Source organism: Rhodoferax sp. LS1R11, assembly GCF_056521395.1.
On the sequence record NZ_JBWMAW010000006.1, the window covers coordinates 22067 to 36779 of the forward strand.

The window sequence follows — 14713 nt, forward strand, 5'->3', positions numbered from 1 at the left end:
GAAATGGTGCAGCACCTAGGGCACAAGATGGTGCCAATAACGTTGCGCTTTCAATCGGTGACATTCGGCGTCATTTGGGCGGCTGGAGTGCCAGCCGATTGCACCACAGTGGGGCGAATCAAAGACCTGGATGTGACGTTCGGCATAGCGCACCAAAACGGGCTGCGCCGGGTGACCGAACCGATTGCGATACCCGGCCTGTACCAGGGCAATACGTGGCTGCACGGCGTCCAGAAAGGCGGCGCTGCTGGAGGTTTTGGAGCCATGGTGCGGCACCAGCAACACATCGGCCTTGAGCCGTTGGGCACCCTGCTCTACCAGCCGCGCCTCCTGAGTTTCCTCAATGTCACCCGCCAGCAGCACCGTACGTGTGCCATTGCTGATGCGCAAGGTGCAGCTCAGGGCATTGGACCTTGGGGGCGCCTCGTAATCCTGAGCCTGCGGGTGAAGCACCTCGAAGTCCACCTCGTCCCAGCGCCAGCGTTGACCCGCCATGCAGCGGGTCGCCTTGCGCACGGTTTGAAGCTCATGCTCGTCTTCGATCGAACTCACCAGCTCCGCCTGCGCCTGCATGGCCAACACGGCGAGTGCGCCACCCACATGGTCACTGTCCCTGTGGCTGAGCATCAGCATGTCCACCGGTGTGTCCAGCGCCCGCAACAGCGGCACCAGGACGCGGTGCCCGGCATCACTTTCGCGGCTGAACCGTGGCCCGGCGTCATACACCAAAGCGTGTGTCGCCGTGCGCAAAATGACCGCATTGCCTTGCCCGATATCAGCCGCCAGCAGCTCGAACTCGCCTTGCAAAGGGCGCGAGGCCTGCCACAACAGCACAGGCAATATCAGCGGCACGCCCAGGAATCGCAAGTTCCACGGCAAGGGCATGGCCAGCAGCAGGCCGCCAACAACGCCCACGGCGCCAGCCCACAGCGGCGCCTGTGCCATAGACACCGTGGCAAACGGCAAGGCCGCCAGCAACTGCAGGTACCACGCCATCGCCGCGATGGCCCCGGCAGCGACATCCCACAGAGGCGGGACAACAACGCCCAACATGGCCAGCGGCGTGATGAGCAGGGTCACCCAAGGGATTGCAATCGCGTTGGCTGCCAATCCGACCAAAGAGACCTGCCCGAACAGCAGCAGGGTGAGCGGCGTCAAAGCCAGGGTGATGACCCATTGCTCCCGAAACATGGCATAAAAATGACCTCTAGCCCCCGTCCTTCCTGCGGGAGCAGCTCCTGAATCAGTAGCAAAGAGTACAGCTACAGCGACAAAACTCAACCAGAATCCGGCTTGCAGCAGCGCCCAGGGGTCCACCGCCACCACCACCGCGCAGGCCAGCAAGCACACATGCGGCCACGGCCACTGCTTGCCCGACAGGCGCAGCAGGCCGACGGTTGCCAGCATCCACACCGTGCGCTGGGACGGCACCCCCCAGCCACTGAAAACCGCGTAGGCCACCGCCAGCAGCACGCCCCCCATCAAGGCCGCACTGGGCGCCGGTACCCACAGACAAAGTCGAGCGGAGCGACGCCACAGCCAGCCAATGGCCAAGGCCGCCAGCCAGGCGAACATGGTGATGTGAAGCCCTGAGATGGCCATGAGGTGGGCCACACCGGTCGCCCGGAAGATGTCCCAGTCCGCGCGATCAATCGCGTTTTGATCGCCCACCACCAACGCCGCGATCAGGCCCGCGTGTTGGCGTTCGGTCACGCGCTCAAAAACCAGGTCACGCACCTGCTGGCGAGCGCGCTCAACAGGATGCCAGCCCGTTTGCCCCAGACGCAGGGGCGCCGGGTCTTTCGGCCCGGCCCGCACGTAGCCGGTGGCCTGCAAGCCCTGCTCCCACAGCCACAGTTCAAAATCAAAACCGAACGGGTTGCTGGCGCCGTGCGGCGCCTTGAGGCGCACCGTCATCTGCCAGCGCTCACCGGCCTCCATGGGCGCCGGCTGACGTTGCAGTTCACCCACCATGCCGGCGCCTCCGCCAAAGACACCGTTGTACCAGCCGAGATAAAGGTGTGGAGGGAGTAAAACGGGCCGGCCCCGCCACTGCGCAGATTCAACATCCAGCCTGAAACGCAAGCCTGTCTCATTGCGCTGGGGCATGGCATCCACCACGCCCGTCACGAACACGTCGTGCCCTTCAAGCTCGACAGACAAGGTGTCGGAGATAAACGCGCTGGCACGCAAGCCCGTCACACCGTAGCCCAACAAGCCGACCGCCAGCGCCACCCACATCAGGCGCCAATGAATTGCTACTGATTTAATAGCAATAACCACACACAGAACAAGGGCCAGCAGCACAAAACATGCATAAATCCAGCCGGGGTGCAGCGCCACTTGCTGCAATTGCGCGGCAGTACCGGTCACAAATCCCAGCAGCGCCGGGACCATCAGCCGGGCTTTTCCTGCAGAGTGGGGCGCGGCGGAATGCATGCAGACATGCTAACCGGACAAGAAGACAAGGAAACACCCTGTATCCTGCATTCATGAAGAAGTCTCTCCCCATTCCACTCTGGACCATCTTTGCCCCTGTTTTGGCCTGGGCGCTGTTTTCGGGAACCTACCTGGGGCTCGGTGGTGCTTTTTTGCTGCTGGTTGCCCTGGGGTTGATCGGCGGGGTACTGGCCGCGGTGCACCATGCCGAGGTCGTGGCCCATCGGGTGGGTGAGCCTTTTGGCACACTCGTCCTGGCGGTGGCCGTCACCGTCATTGAAGTGGCCCTGATCGTGTCCTTGATGTTTGCCGGCGGCCCCAGCACCACCGCCCTGGCCCGGGACACGGTGTTTGCCGCCGTGATGATCATCCTCAACGGGATCGTCGGCGTGTGTCTGCTGGTGGGCGCAGCCCGATTCAGGGAGCAAACCTTCGGTCTGGACGGCGTCAGCGCCTCATTGGCCACCCTGGCTGCGATTGTGGTGCTGACCATCATCCTGCCCAACTACACCACCAGCGACCCCAGCCCGGTCTACGTGCCCAGCCAGCTCGCCTTTATCGCTGTCGTCTCACTGGTGATCTACGGCACCTTCGTATTCGTGCAAACCGTGCGGCACCGCGACTATTTTTTGCCTGCCGACGAGCCGGATAACGAAGAAATGCATGCAGCGGCACCCAGCCTGCAAACGACAACATGGAGCGCCATTCTGCTGCTCGTCAGCCTGGGGGCCGTGGTCTTGCTGGCCAAAACACTGGCGCCCAGTATCGAAACAGGCGTCGCTGCGGCTGGCGCACCCAAGGCCCTGGTGGGGGTGATCATTGCCGCTGTGGTGCTGCTGCCGGAAGGACTTGCCGCCCTGCGCGCTGCGCGTGCCAACCGATTGCAAACGAGCCTGAATCTGGCATTGGGCTCCGCGCTGGCCAGCATTGGACTGACCATTCCCGCGGTGGCCATTGTGTCGCTCAGCACCGGGTTGACGCTAACGCTGGGTATTGATACCAAATCATCGGTCTTGCTGCTACTCTCGCTCTTTGTGGCTTCGCTCTCGCTGGGGACCGGGCGGACCAACGTGTTGCAGGGTGTGGTGCATCTGGTGATATTTGCCGTATACCTGTTCACCACCATCGTGCCTTGACCCTAAAGCAGGGGCCGCCCCGGCATCTGGGCCATCCAGTCAATGGGGTCTTGCTGAAGCACCATGTCGATGTCCAACCCCAGCACATCCCCCACCGAGCCGGGAAAGGTCACGGCCAGGTTTTTTTCGGACAGGTCAGCCTCTTTGGCCCGAGCCCGCCACGAGGCCAGGTGAATGACGCCGGCCAGGGGTTCATACACATCGTTTTGAAAGGGAGCATCCTGATGCTCCAATGCATCCACCATGGGTTGCGGGAACTGCCATTTGCGCGCAAAACCCGCGCCCACTTGGGCATAACAAAAGCCCAAGGTCCTGGACTCCTGCCTGGCGCGCTTCAAATCAAGCGGGGACACTTTTCCGTCAAGGGTGGCCATTTCTTCGGGCATGCCGATGTGCATGGCCAACTCGCCCACCGCATGAATCAGCCCACAGGTGAAGGCGGCCTGCTGGTTTTGCCGCACCACCCCGGCAAAAGACCGGGCCAGGCGCGCCACATTCACGCTGTACGTCCAGAACTGCTGCAGGTTGATGCCCGGAACCGCCTTGAATGAAGCGCCGGATGCCGCCGCCACGGCCATGGTTCGAACATGGCCCAGGCCCAGAATTGCGAGCGCTTCGGACACACTGCTGATCTTGCCGGAGAGTTTGAAAAATCCCGAATTGGCGAGTTGCAACAAACGGGTGGTCAATGCCGGATCAGTGCTGATCAGCTGGGTAATGGCCTTCAGATCAGGCTCGGCGCGTTCCAGTTGGCTCAGCAGGAGCGCCACTACCTTGGGAATACTGGGCAGGACGAACTGGGACGCGAGCAGCGTCTTCAGTTCCATGAAAACTCAACTTCAAATTTTGATGAATATGTCTGATTCATTGACGGTCTGTTAGCGTGCGGTGCCCTTGAGCTTTGCAAAAGCTGAAGACATGGCCGTGGATTGCGGCGTGCTGGACGGCGATGCAAAACCCTGGCTGCTCGATCGGCCCCTTTGGTTGTTGCTTGCTCCCTGGAACCGATTATCACCCGGACCGTCCCGCCTCGCGGGTGCCGCACCAAGCTTCATGGTCAAGGCAATGCGTTTGCGCGCCACGTCGACCTCCACCACCTGAACCTTGACGATGTCGCCGGTCTTGACGATCTCACGCGCATCGGTCACAAACTTGTGGCTCAACTGGCTCACGTGCACCAATCCATCCTGATGCACGCCCAAGTCCACAAAGGCACCAAAGGCGGCCACGTTGCTCACCGTGCCCTCCAGCACCATGCCCTCTTTCAGGTCCTTGATGTCGTCCACACCGTCGTTGAAGCGGGCCACCTTGAAGTCGGGACGGGGGTCGCGGCCCGGTTTTTCCAGCTCACCCAGAATGTCCTTGACGGTGATCACGCCAAACTGCGTATTGGCAAACAGCTCCGGCTTGAGCACCTTGAGCATGTCGGCGCGCCCCATCAACTCGGCCACGGGCTTGGCCGTGTGCGCCATGATCTTCTCCACCACCGGATAGGTTTCGGGGTGCACGCCGGTCATGTCCAGCGGGTTGTCGCCCCCGCGAATGCGCAAAAAGCCCGCACTTTGCTCAAACGTCTTGGCGCCCAGGCCGGTGACCTGCATCAGTTGTTGGCGGTTGTTGAACGCGCCATTGGCTTCGCGCCAGCGCACCACCGCCTTGGCCACGCTGGGGCTCAGGCCTGACACGCGGGAAAGCAGCGGCACGCTGGCCGTGTTCAGGTCAACGCCCACCGAGTTCACGCAATCTTCCACCACCGCTTCCAGCGTTCTGGCCAACTCACTCTGGTTGACGTCATGCTGGTACTGGCCGACGCCAATGGATTTGGGATCAATCTTGACCAGTTCGGCCAACGGGTCCTGCAGACGCCGGGCAATACTGGCGGCGCCGCGCAGGCTCACATCCACATCCGGCATCTCTTGCGACGCAAATTCGCTGGCGGAGTACACCGAGGCACCGGCTTCGCTCACCACCACTTTTTCAATCAGGCGGTCCGAGGCCTTGGCCAGCAGCTTGATCAGGTCCGCCGCCAGCTTGTCCGTCTCGCGGCTGGCCGTCCCGTTGCCGATGGCAATCAAATTCACGCCATGCTTCTCACACAGCTTGCCCAAAATGTGCAGCGAGCCTTCCCAGTCCTTGCGCGGCTCGTGCGGAAATACCGTTGAGGTCTCCACCAGCTTGCCGGTGGTGTCGACCACCGCCACTTTCACCCCGGTGCGGATACCGGGGTCCAGGCCCAACACGACACGCGGGCCGGCCGGTGCGGCCAGCAGCAAATCGCGCAGGTTGTCCGCAAACACCTTGATAGCGACCTTCTCTGCATCCTCCCGCAAACGGGTGAACAAATCGCGTTCGGTCGACAGGCTGAGCTTCACACGCCAGGTCCAGGCAATGCATTTGCGAATCAGATCGTCGGCCGCCCGGCTCTTGTGGCTCCAGCCCAGGCGCAAGGCGATGCGCCCTTCGGCCAGTGAAACCACAGGGGCCGCTCTTGTTTTGATAGCTGCTTGCGCACTACTGACGGGGGCTGCAGGCACATTTTGTTCAGGAAGAATGAGCTTGGCATCCAGAATCTCCAGGCCGCGGCCCCGAAACACCGCCAGTGCGCGGTGCGAGGGCACACGCCCAATCGGCTCGTCATAGTCAAAATAATCCCGAAACTTGGCGACATCGGCGTTGTTTTCATCCTTGCCGTCCATCAGGTGGCTCTGGAACAAACCCTCCTGCCACAGCCATTCGCGCAGATCTTGCACCAGCGTCGGCGTTTCGGCCCAGCGCTCGCTCAACAGATCGCGCACGCCATCCAGTACCGCCTGCACGGTTGAAAAATCGGGCTGTTTGTCTTCACCCTCGACCACAGGACGCATCGAGATCACATATTTCAGCGCTTCATCCGCTGGCACCAAATCAGGATTGGTAAACAGGGCATTCGCCAGCGGCTCCAGCCCGGCTTCTTTGGCCAGCTGCCCCTTGGTCCGGCGCTTGAGCTTGAATGGCAAATACAAGTCTTCCAGTTCCTGCTTGGTGGACGCCCCCACCAGAGCGGCCAGCAGGGCGGTTGTCATCTTGCCCTGCTCCTCAATGTTCTTGATCACGACTTGCAGCCGGTCACGCAGTTCGCGCAAGTAGCTCAGCCGGGCTTCAAGTTCGCGCAACTGAATATCATCGAGGCCGTCGGTCACTTCTTTGCGGTAGCGGGCAATGAATGGAACGGTGGCACCACCATCCAACAGCTCGACGGCAGCCTGTACCTGTTTAGTCTGGACCCGGATTTCTTGCGCGATCTGCGCGATGATTTTCTGCATGACTTTAAGACTCGCCAGCATGGCGCTGGCTAAAACTGAAACGAAGGTCGCGAGTTTGCCACAGGCTGGTTTTGATACCCCAAAAGCGCTAATCGGAGGCCCACGGCTTGCTGTAAGAAAAAACCTTACAAATTTTGAAAAAAACCTTACAGCCTCACCAGTAAAACGCTGACAACAGTTTTGGAAACGCCCGTCTACATTGGGTCTCAGCGCATCGGATAACGCAATTTGGGTTGTCCGATGGGTCGATCAAATCGTCCCGAACGGAGTTGCACCATGCTTCAACAAATCACGCCTGCCGCCTACCAGCCACCCCGCATCCAGCCACTAAAAACACGCTCGGGCATGGCCAGAAAATCCAATGGATTGATCGAAGAATCACTTCCATTCACTGTAAAGTTAGTCAGCAGCAAAGACGATTTGAACAAAGCAGTCTGTGTTCGCCACGAAGCGTATGCTCGTCATTTGCCCGTGTTCGCTGAATCATTGAGAACCCCAGAGGAGGCCGATGCAGAAGAAGGAACTGTCATTTTGTTAGCCGAATCCAAATTAGATGGCTCCGCGCTCGGCTCAATGCGAATTCAAACAAATGAATTTCAGCCTCTTTGCGTCGAGAAATCCGTCGATTTGCCAAAATGGCTGCAAACGTGCCGATTGGCAGAGGCCTCTCGCCTAGGTGTGGCGCATAAAACAGGCGGACGGTTGGTAACCACGGTGCTGTTCAAAGCATTTTACTTGTACTGCCACCAGATTGGTACAGAGTGGATGGTCGTAACCGGCCGCTCGCCGATGGATCGCCAATACAAAGGCCTACTATACGAAGACGTTTTCCCAGACGCTGGCTACATTCCGCTTTCGCACGTGGGAGGAATTCCACATCGAGTCATGACTTCAAATGTGGACTCGGCAGAATCGCGCTGGATGGAAGCGGCACATCCTTTATTTGACTTCGCCTTTCGCACCGATCATCCCGACATCCACCTTGATGAGTCTCCGCGCTATAGTCGTCAATCGAAATTGGACCAGAAAAAATTGACGCCGCTCATAAATCCAGCGTATGTCAATTGACAGCCCTGTGCTGAGACGCCAAACTGGCCGTGCCGATTCAGGATTTAAAGGTGTGCCGAGCCAACCGAAATAGCTACTGCAACAAACAAATCTTCGGAAAATTGGAAGAATCAAAGGCTGCAGTTGTTCAGATAACCGTCTGCAAGGTGCATCCTTGGTACTACAGTTGTGCAGCATCAATTTTTTGATCGCCAACCTCGTCCCGTCATGTATATTCCTTTTATCACGATGAAAAAGCGTGAATAGAAAAAACAGGGTTGCTTGGAACCGAACCGAAAAGACAACAAATGGAAACCATTGGAGTCAGTTTTATCCGAAAAACGATACGGCCAATAATTGAATGCCGACCGGTCGATTCGCCAATATGCCGTGACATATATGAGTAGTTGGGCTAACATTTCGCACCTCTGGAGCGAGTTCGTCGTCAAGAAGATCAGCCGTTATTTATTCGTGTTTTCGGCATTTGCAGTGCCTGCGTTAATTGGGGTCTTTTCGCTGGCATGTTTTCTCGCGTCCGAGACCGATAGCATCGCGCGGTCAGCCAAGCCAATTGATTTTCAAGTCACGCAAATAGATGCCAATATCACTAGTCCAGAGCAGGCCCTGAGGGCACTTGACTCTGGAGCCTTCGTTCAAAATTTCAGTACACAATTATCGGAAGCGCCGGTATGGCTCACCTTTGTCACTCCAACGGATGATGATTTTGTCCCGCTAAAGGTCGAATTTCCGTCGCGACATGCGACCGAAATTGAATGCTGGGACGCTCGATCGCTTCAGCCTTTGGGAAAGGCTGACCGACGAGGCGGGACTGGTGAAGTTTCTTTGGTTAAGGCGGGGTTCGCACTATCGCTGAATCCCACCAGACGCACTCAACGCGTCTTATGTCGAACGAACCCAGTGGGCCCAGCCCACATCTCCGCGCTGAAGTGGACTGCATCTGAACTTCAGCTTTCCGCGCAAGAATTTCACAGAAAATCAGGCCTTTTAGACGGCGGTATTTTGATACTCGCGGCGTTCGTTTTGGTTGCCGCTGCGATCAACCGAAATGCGTTGTATTTACTGTTCACTGCATGGCTTGTCGTCAATCTCCGAATGGCGGCCTTGTCTAGTGGGTGGGACAATCAATGGCTGGGCATCACAATACAGCAGGAATGGATGTCGCACGTCAGATCATTCACACTAGCGCTGTATTACGTGCTGGCGATCGCCTTGTTTCAGGCACTGTTTCGCGACGAGCTGAAGCGGGTCGGCGCAAAACGCCCTCTTCAATTCATGCAATGGACCTGCCCTCCTTTGCTGTTGGCGTCGGCCGTCGCCCCCTATCGTCTCTACCTTCCTTTTCTATGGATATCAACTGGACTGGTGATCGGAGTTTTCTCGTACTATTTGGTTCGCATTTTGATGCGAGTGCGCTCTCCGGTCGCGCTTCTCTACGGTGCGTCAATCAGCATTACTTTGATAGCGAGCTTTTATGAAGTCATCTCGGCTGCACTTGGAGTCAAAGGACTGATTGGGTCAGTCAACAGCGTCACCGCGGCCCTGTCCTCCAGCCTGCTGGCTGCGCTGGCGATTGCGGAGCACATGCGACAGGAACATGTGCAGCGCCTTGCATTGCAAGCGGAGCTCAAAGACACCTACGAAGCCATGCCGATTGGGTTGTTCACTCTGGACTTGCGGGGTCGTTTCATGAGCGCTAACCCTGCCCTGCTCAGTATGTTGGGGCCCAATGTGCTCGACGATGGAGGCAATTCGTGGCAGCAGTATTTTGCGGACGGCGCATGGACGCAGCTTCATCAAATGCTGCACAGCAAAACAGAGGTCGAGCTTGAAATCAAGGGTCGCAAGATGCTCGGCTTCTCTGGTTCAAAGCGGTTTCTGGTCAAGGCCACGTTGGCCCGCGAGCGCATTGAAGGCTCGTTGCAGGATGTCACTGAAAAATCCAGGGCCACTGAAGACCTGTATTTTCTGGCCAACCATGACTCCTTGACCAAAGTGCTTAACCGGCGCGGCATCGAAAAGGCACTGACCAGTGCCATCACCAATCTCGCCGAAGACAACCCGATGGCACTCGCCTATCTGGATCTTGACCGCTTCAAGCTGATCAATGACTTGTTCGGCCACGGCGCTGGTGACGAGGTGCTGAGGCAGGTGTGCACGCGGGTGTCCAACTTGCTTGGCTCCGACCTGCAGTTTGGCCGCGTGGGGGGTGATGAGTTTGTCATTGTCTTCCCGTCCACGCCAATCGAACGGGCTGCGGTGCTGTGTCGTGGCGTTGTGGACAGCATCGGCACGCAGCCTTACCGGATCGGGGAAAAGGCGTTTTATGTGCGGGGCTCCATTGGACTGGTCGAGGTGAGCAGCGGCATGAAGTTCAACGACGCCATGTCCACCGCTGACCGGGCGTGTCGCCAAGCCAAGGCGGCCAACGGTGCCGGTCTGGTGGTGTATGAGAAGAATGCCCTTGCCTTCCAGCAGCATGAGGCTGAACTCAAGCTGATTGCCTTGCTGGCAACGAGTTCCGCCACCGATGGCCTGTACCTTGAGATGCAGCCCATCATGTCTCTGGTGGCACCGCATGAGTCCTTGAACTTTGAAGTCTTGCTGCGCATGCGCGATGCGGATGGCAAGGTCGTTCCGACGGACCGCTTGATCGCTGCAGGTGAGTCCAGTGGCCGCATGGGCATGATTGACCGCTGGGTACTCAAGACCACACTGGCGTGGCTCGACAAAAACCATGCCCAGCTGAAACACACCAAGTTTGTGTGCATGAACTTGAGCGGTGCCTCCCTCAACGATGAAAAATTCCTGCAGGACGTGTACACCCTGCTTGAGCAGAACCCACGTATCGTGGGTCAGTTGTGTCTGGAGATCACCGAGAGTGTGGCCCTGCATGACCTGGACAATACGCGCCGCTTTGTCGACAAGGTCCGCAGCTATGGGGTCACCGTGGCGCTGGACGACTTTGGCGCGGGCTACACCTCCTTCTCGTATCTGAAGGAGTTCACGGCGGATCTGCTGAAGATCGACGGCAGCTTTATTGTCGACATGAACAAGCACCCCGCCAATGTGGCCATTGTCGAGGCAATCGTCAACCTGGCCAAGAACCTGGGCATGAAGGTGGTGGCGGAGTGGGCTGAAGACTTTGCCACCGTGCAGACGCTGACCGAAATTGGCGTGGACTACGTGCAAGGCTTTGTCATTGCACGGCCGCAGCACACGGATCGCATGCTGTCGGCCGAGTCATCGGCCAGTTTCATTCAGGACGAAGAACTGCGCCAGTTCGTGGCCTTGCTTGGAAAATCGGGCACGATGCTGGCCCAGGTCGATTTATTCACCGAAGGGCGCCCCGTCAACGTCCATTGACGTCACGAGGCGGGCCTCGTTGGGTCAGCCTTCCCGCAGGGCCTGCTTCAGGGCCACGCCCAACTCCGGCTTGTGGCTGAAAGGATCCGTCGGGTTGCGGGCCAGCATGATGTCTTCCATCCGGACCTGAACCGAAGCGATGGCTTTGGGGTGGCTGTAGATGTAGAACTGGTTGCTGGAGATCGCGTCAAACACTTTTTGCGCCACATCAGCCGCGCTGACCTTGCCCGAACCCACCGCCTTGTCGCTCATGGCTTGTCCAATGAGCTGGCTTTTGGTGGGCTTGACGGGCACGGCTTCTGACGGGCGGTTGCGGTGGCTCTGGCTGATGCCGGTGGGCACAAAGAACGGACACAGCACGGACGCGCTGATCTGGTCCGTGACGAGCGCCAGGTCCTGGTACAGCGTTTCACTCATGCTGACGACGGCATGTTTGCTGGCGTTGTAGATGCCCATGTTGGGCGCATTCAGCAAGCCTGCCATGCTGGCCGTGTTGACGATGTGGCCCTGATACGTGGGGTCTTGTTTTGCCGCCTCCAGCATCATGGGGGTAAAGACGCGCACGCCATGGGCAACACCCAACAGATTGACACCGATGACCCATTGCCAGTCTTCTGCTGTGTTTTCCCAAATCAGGCCTCCGGCCCCCACGCCCGCATTGTTGAAAACAAAGTGAGGCGCACCAAAACGCGCTTGCACCGCGCGGCCCAAGGCTTCTACCTCGCCAGCTTTGGAGACATCCAGTTTGAAGGCCAGCACTTGCGCACCGGTAGCCTCCAACTCGGCGGCCGCATGGTCCAGCGCATCCTGCTGCACATCGGCGAGCACCAGGTTCATGCCCAGCCTGGCACCCAGGCGGGCGCATTCCAGGCCAAAGCCGGAACCGGCCCCTGTCAGGACAGCCGTTTTGTTTTTGAAATCAGTAATCACGAATTTGCTCCAGGTTGCAGGGTTGCCAGACCATCTCTAAATGGTCAATGCCGTCTTCGACATAGGGTTTGCCAGCGTCCACGAAAGCATGGCCGCTGTAAAAGTGTTTCAACCGGGCCTGCGCGCCAATCCGTATAGGCTGCGGCCCCCACTGCGAACAGACCGCCGAAACCGCCTCTTTCATCAGCAGGTGCCCCAGTCCACCCCCACGCGCGCTGCTGCGGGTGACCACGCGGCCAATGCTGGCCTCCGCAAACTTCACACCGGCGGAGAAGCACCGGGCATAGGCCACCAACATGTCACCGCGGTGGCCCAGCAGATGCATGGCCAGGGCATCGGCCCCGTCTATGTCTTGAAAGACGCAGTTTTGCTCGACCACAAAGACTTCGCTGCGCAGTTGAAGCAGGTCGTGCAAGTCCTGCACACTCAGCGCTGTGAAGCTGCTCAGCTTCCATCGCAGCGGTTCTTCCTGGGTCTTCACGGCAACAGGGCTCATGTCGGCGTCACCGCCTTGAGCACGTAGCCAATACGGGGAAAGTGCACATGCACATGGCCTGCACGCTCGTCCACACGGCTCAGCGTGTAACGTGTGCGGGTGGCTGCGACCAACACGCCTTGCGTGGCTTCCTGGCCGAAAGTCTCGGCCGCCACAGCCACCAGGCTGCCCAGCGCAATGCCGTGCTCATCCTGAAAGTTTGAATCATTTTGGGCTATAGCCCCCGTGGAATGTGCGCAAGCAGCTATTGATTCTATAGCAGAGTATTTTTCCATCTGGCCATGCCCCAACGCCGCCATGCGGTCCATCCAGGCCAATACCCCGGGTGTGGCCTCCAGAATGTCCGCCATCACGGGTATCCGATTGCGCGAGAACCACAGGGGGTGGTAGACAGCAAAGTCCGCCACGCAAGGCGCGCTGCCCATCAGAAAAGGCTGGTCTTCAAGCATGTTGGCGATGCGGCGCAAATACGTTTTGTAAGCGGCCGTCGCGTCCGCCGGGCGCAGGCGGGTCATGCCTGCAGACATGGCGGCACGGTCCGCACCAAAGGCCTTGGCGGCCTCAACCGGCGCGCCCTGAAACATGACAGCCGCGCCTTTGGGCTGCAGGTTGTAGGCCATGGCGGCCCAGAACAGCGTCGTGTCTCCCCACTGCGCCAACACACGCGCCAGGCCCTTGTGATGCTCCGGGTACAGCGTGGGCGTGGGTTGCAGGTGCTCCAGCACATCGCAAATCAGAGAGCTGTCGCAATACACATCCGAGCCCATCTGTAGAAACGGCGTCTTGCGGTAACCACCGGTCAGCGCCAGCACGTCGGGCTTGGGCATGATGGCCGGGATAAGCACGGACTTCCATGCCAGGTTTTTAAAGCCCAGAACCAGCCGTATTTTTTCCGAAAAGGGTGAAGTCGGGTAGTGATGAAGAATGATGTCTGCCATGGTCATACCTCCCGTTGATCAAAGCAGCTTGACCAGCTGCTTGCCAAAATTCCGGCCTTTGAGCAAGCCCAAAAATGCTTCAGGTGCAGCCTCAATCCCTTGAGCCACGGATTCACGGGGGCGGAGTTTTCCGGTGGCCACCAAGGTAGCGAGTTCCTTGAGCGCCTCGGGCCACACGTCCATGTGCTCACTCACGATAAAGCCCTGCACCTTGAGTCGGCTCACAAGAATCAGCGCGGGGTTGGCCAGGGGCAAGGGGGCGCCGTCGTAGCCGGCGATCATGCCGCACACCGCAATGCGGCCAAAGGCATTCATGCAACCCAGCACGGCGTCAAGCACCATACCGCCTACGTTTTCGAAATAACCATCAATACCGGCCGGGCAAGCTTCTTTGAGCGCACGGTAGAGCGACGCGGCGTCCTTGTGCAATTTGTAGTCGATGCAGGCGTCAAAGCCCAGTTCATCAACGGCGTACTTGCATTTCTCCGGCCCTCCGGCAATACCCACCGTGCGGCAGCCGCGGGCCTTTGACAACGCCGCAAACGCGCTGCCCACAGCACCAGTAGCAGCGCTGACTACCAGGGTCTCACCGGCTTTGGGCTCGATAATTTTGACCAGGCCGTACCACGCAGTCACCCCCGGCATGCCAACGGCCCCCAGGTAGGCACTCAAGGGAACATGGGTGGTGTCAACCTTGCGCAGCGCGCCGGGTTCATTAGCGTTCACCACGCTGTATTGCTGCCAGCCGCCCATGCCCACCACCTTGTCACCCACGGTGAATTTGGTATTTTTTGATTCAGCGACCTCACCTGCCGTGCCCCCGCCCATGGTTTGCCCCAAGGCCTGCGGTACCGCGTAGCTCTTGCTATCGTTCATGCGCCCGCGCATGTAGGGGTCGAGGCTCAAAAAGTGGTGTTGTACCAGCACCTGTCCGTCTTGCAGTGCAGGCGTGTCACCCATCACCAGTTTGAAGTTGCTGACCGTGGCTTCGCCGCTAGGCCGGTTGTCCAGCTGGATTTGCTTGTTTTGTGGCACGTTGAA

Annotated in this window: 11 protein-coding genes; 4 read left to right on the forward strand and 7 right to left on the reverse strand. The window is 58.8% G+C overall.

The window, feature by feature from the left end:
* Nucleotides 1-15: 15 nt before the first annotated feature.
* On the reverse strand, nt 16-2439 hold the full coding sequence (locus tag AC097N_RS09225; protein ID WP_479580658.1) for a DNA internalization-related competence protein ComEC/Rec2: 2424 nt from the start codon (nt 2437-2439) through the stop codon (nt 16-18).
* 53 nt (nt 2440-2492) lie between these two features.
* Here AC097N_RS09225 and AC097N_RS09230 point away from each other — a divergent pair, with 53 nt between their 5' ends.
* Entirely contained in the window at nt 2493-3575 is a 1083-nt protein-coding gene (locus AC097N_RS09230; protein WP_479580659.1) for a calcium:cation antiporter, read from the forward strand.
* A gap of 2 nt (nt 3576-3577) precedes the next feature.
* On the opposite strand, the gene AC097N_RS09235 is transcribed toward AC097N_RS09230, so the two are convergent.
* Together AC097N_RS09235 and AC097N_RS09240 are read right to left on the reverse strand one after the other, a co-directional pair.
* Nucleotides 3578-4402, reverse strand: coding sequence for an HDOD domain-containing protein (locus AC097N_RS09235; RefSeq protein ID WP_479580660.1), 825 nt, complete (start codon nt 4400-4402; stop codon nt 3578-3580).
* 51 nt (nt 4403-4453) lie between these two features.
* A complete protein-coding gene (locus AC097N_RS09240) occupies nt 4454-6877 on the reverse strand; it encodes a Tex family protein (protein ID WP_479580661.1) in 2424 nt (807 codons plus the stop codon).
* Here AC097N_RS09240 and AC097N_RS09245 point away from each other — a divergent pair.
* The 3 genes from AC097N_RS09245 (at nt 6876) to AC097N_RS09255 (ending at nt 11308) form a co-directional block, all read left to right on the forward strand.
* Complete coding sequence (locus AC097N_RS09245; protein WP_479580662.1) at nt 6876-7049, forward strand: hypothetical protein; 174 nt, start codon at nt 6876-6878, stop codon at nt 7047-7049. The genes AC097N_RS09240 and AC097N_RS09245 overlap by 2 nt on opposite strands.
* Before the next feature lie 104 nt (nt 7050-7153).
* A complete protein-coding gene (locus AC097N_RS09250) occupies nt 7154-7945 on the forward strand; it encodes a hypothetical protein (RefSeq protein WP_479580663.1) in 792 nt (263 codons plus the stop codon).
* A gap of 378 nt (nt 7946-8323) precedes the next feature.
* Nucleotides 8324-11308, forward strand: a complete 2985-nt coding sequence (locus tag AC097N_RS09255) for a putative bifunctional diguanylate cyclase/phosphodiesterase (protein WP_479580664.1) — start codon at nt 8324-8326, stop codon at nt 11306-11308.
* A 24-nt stretch (nt 11309-11332) separates the two neighbouring features.
* On the opposite strand, the gene AC097N_RS09260 is transcribed toward AC097N_RS09255, so the two are convergent.
* The 4 genes from AC097N_RS09260 to AC097N_RS09275 are packed head-to-tail and all read right to left on the reverse strand — an operon-like array spanning nt 11333 to nt 14707.
* Nucleotides 11333-12238 (reverse strand): SDR family oxidoreductase, encoded by a 906-nt coding sequence (locus tag AC097N_RS09260; protein ID WP_479580665.1) that lies wholly within the window; start codon nt 12236-12238, stop codon nt 11333-11335.
* The gene (locus tag AC097N_RS09265) at nt 12228-12734 is read right to left on the reverse strand and encodes a GNAT family N-acetyltransferase (RefSeq protein WP_479580666.1); all 507 of its coding nucleotides are present in this window, start codon (nt 12732-12734) and stop codon (nt 12228-12230) included. Before AC097N_RS09265 ends, AC097N_RS09260 begins: the two co-directional genes overlap by 11 nt.
* Nucleotides 12731-13672, reverse strand: coding sequence for a glutathione S-transferase family protein (locus AC097N_RS09270; RefSeq protein WP_479580667.1), 942 nt, complete (start codon nt 13670-13672; stop codon nt 12731-12733). The genes AC097N_RS09265 and AC097N_RS09270 overlap by 4 nt, the downstream gene beginning before the upstream one ends.
* Nucleotides 13673-13690: 18 nt before the next feature.
* Nucleotides 13691-14707, reverse strand: coding sequence for an NADP-dependent oxidoreductase (locus AC097N_RS09275; RefSeq protein ID WP_479580668.1), 1017 nt, complete (start codon nt 14705-14707; stop codon nt 13691-13693).
* Nucleotides 14708-14713: the final 6 nt, after the last annotated feature.

Bases quoted from the DNA above. Each gene is read 5' to 3' on its own strand.
- AC097N_RS09225 (WP_479580658.1), bottom strand. From the start codon at position 2,439: ATGCATTCCGCCGCGCCCCACTCTGCAGGAAAAGCCCGGCTGATGGTC.
- AC097N_RS09230 (WP_479580659.1), top strand. From the start codon at position 2,493: ATGAAGAAGTCTCTCCCCATTCCACTCTGGACCATCTTTGCCCCTGTT.
- AC097N_RS09270 (WP_479580667.1), bottom strand. From the start codon at position 13,672: ATGGCAGACATCATTCTTCATCACTACCCGACTTCACCCTTTTCGGAA.
- AC097N_RS09245 (WP_479580662.1), top strand. From the start codon at position 6,876: ATGACTTTAAGACTCGCCAGCATGGCGCTGGCTAAAACTGAAACGAAG.
- AC097N_RS09265 (WP_479580666.1), bottom strand. From the start codon at position 12,734: ATGAGCCCTGTTGCCGTGAAGACCCAGGAAGAACCGCTGCGATGGAAG.
- AC097N_RS09240 (WP_479580661.1), bottom strand. From the start codon at position 6,877: ATGCAGAAAATCATCGCGCAGATCGCGCAAGAAATCCGGGTCCAGACT.
- AC097N_RS09255 (WP_479580664.1), top strand. From the start codon at position 8,324: ATGAGTAGTTGGGCTAACATTTCGCACCTCTGGAGCGAGTTCGTCGTC.
- AC097N_RS09250 (WP_479580663.1), top strand. From the start codon at position 7,154: ATGCTTCAACAAATCACGCCTGCCGCCTACCAGCCACCCCGCATCCAG.
- AC097N_RS09235 (WP_479580660.1), bottom strand. From the start codon at position 4,402: ATGGAACTGAAGACGCTGCTCGCGTCCCAGTTCGTCCTGCCCAGTATT.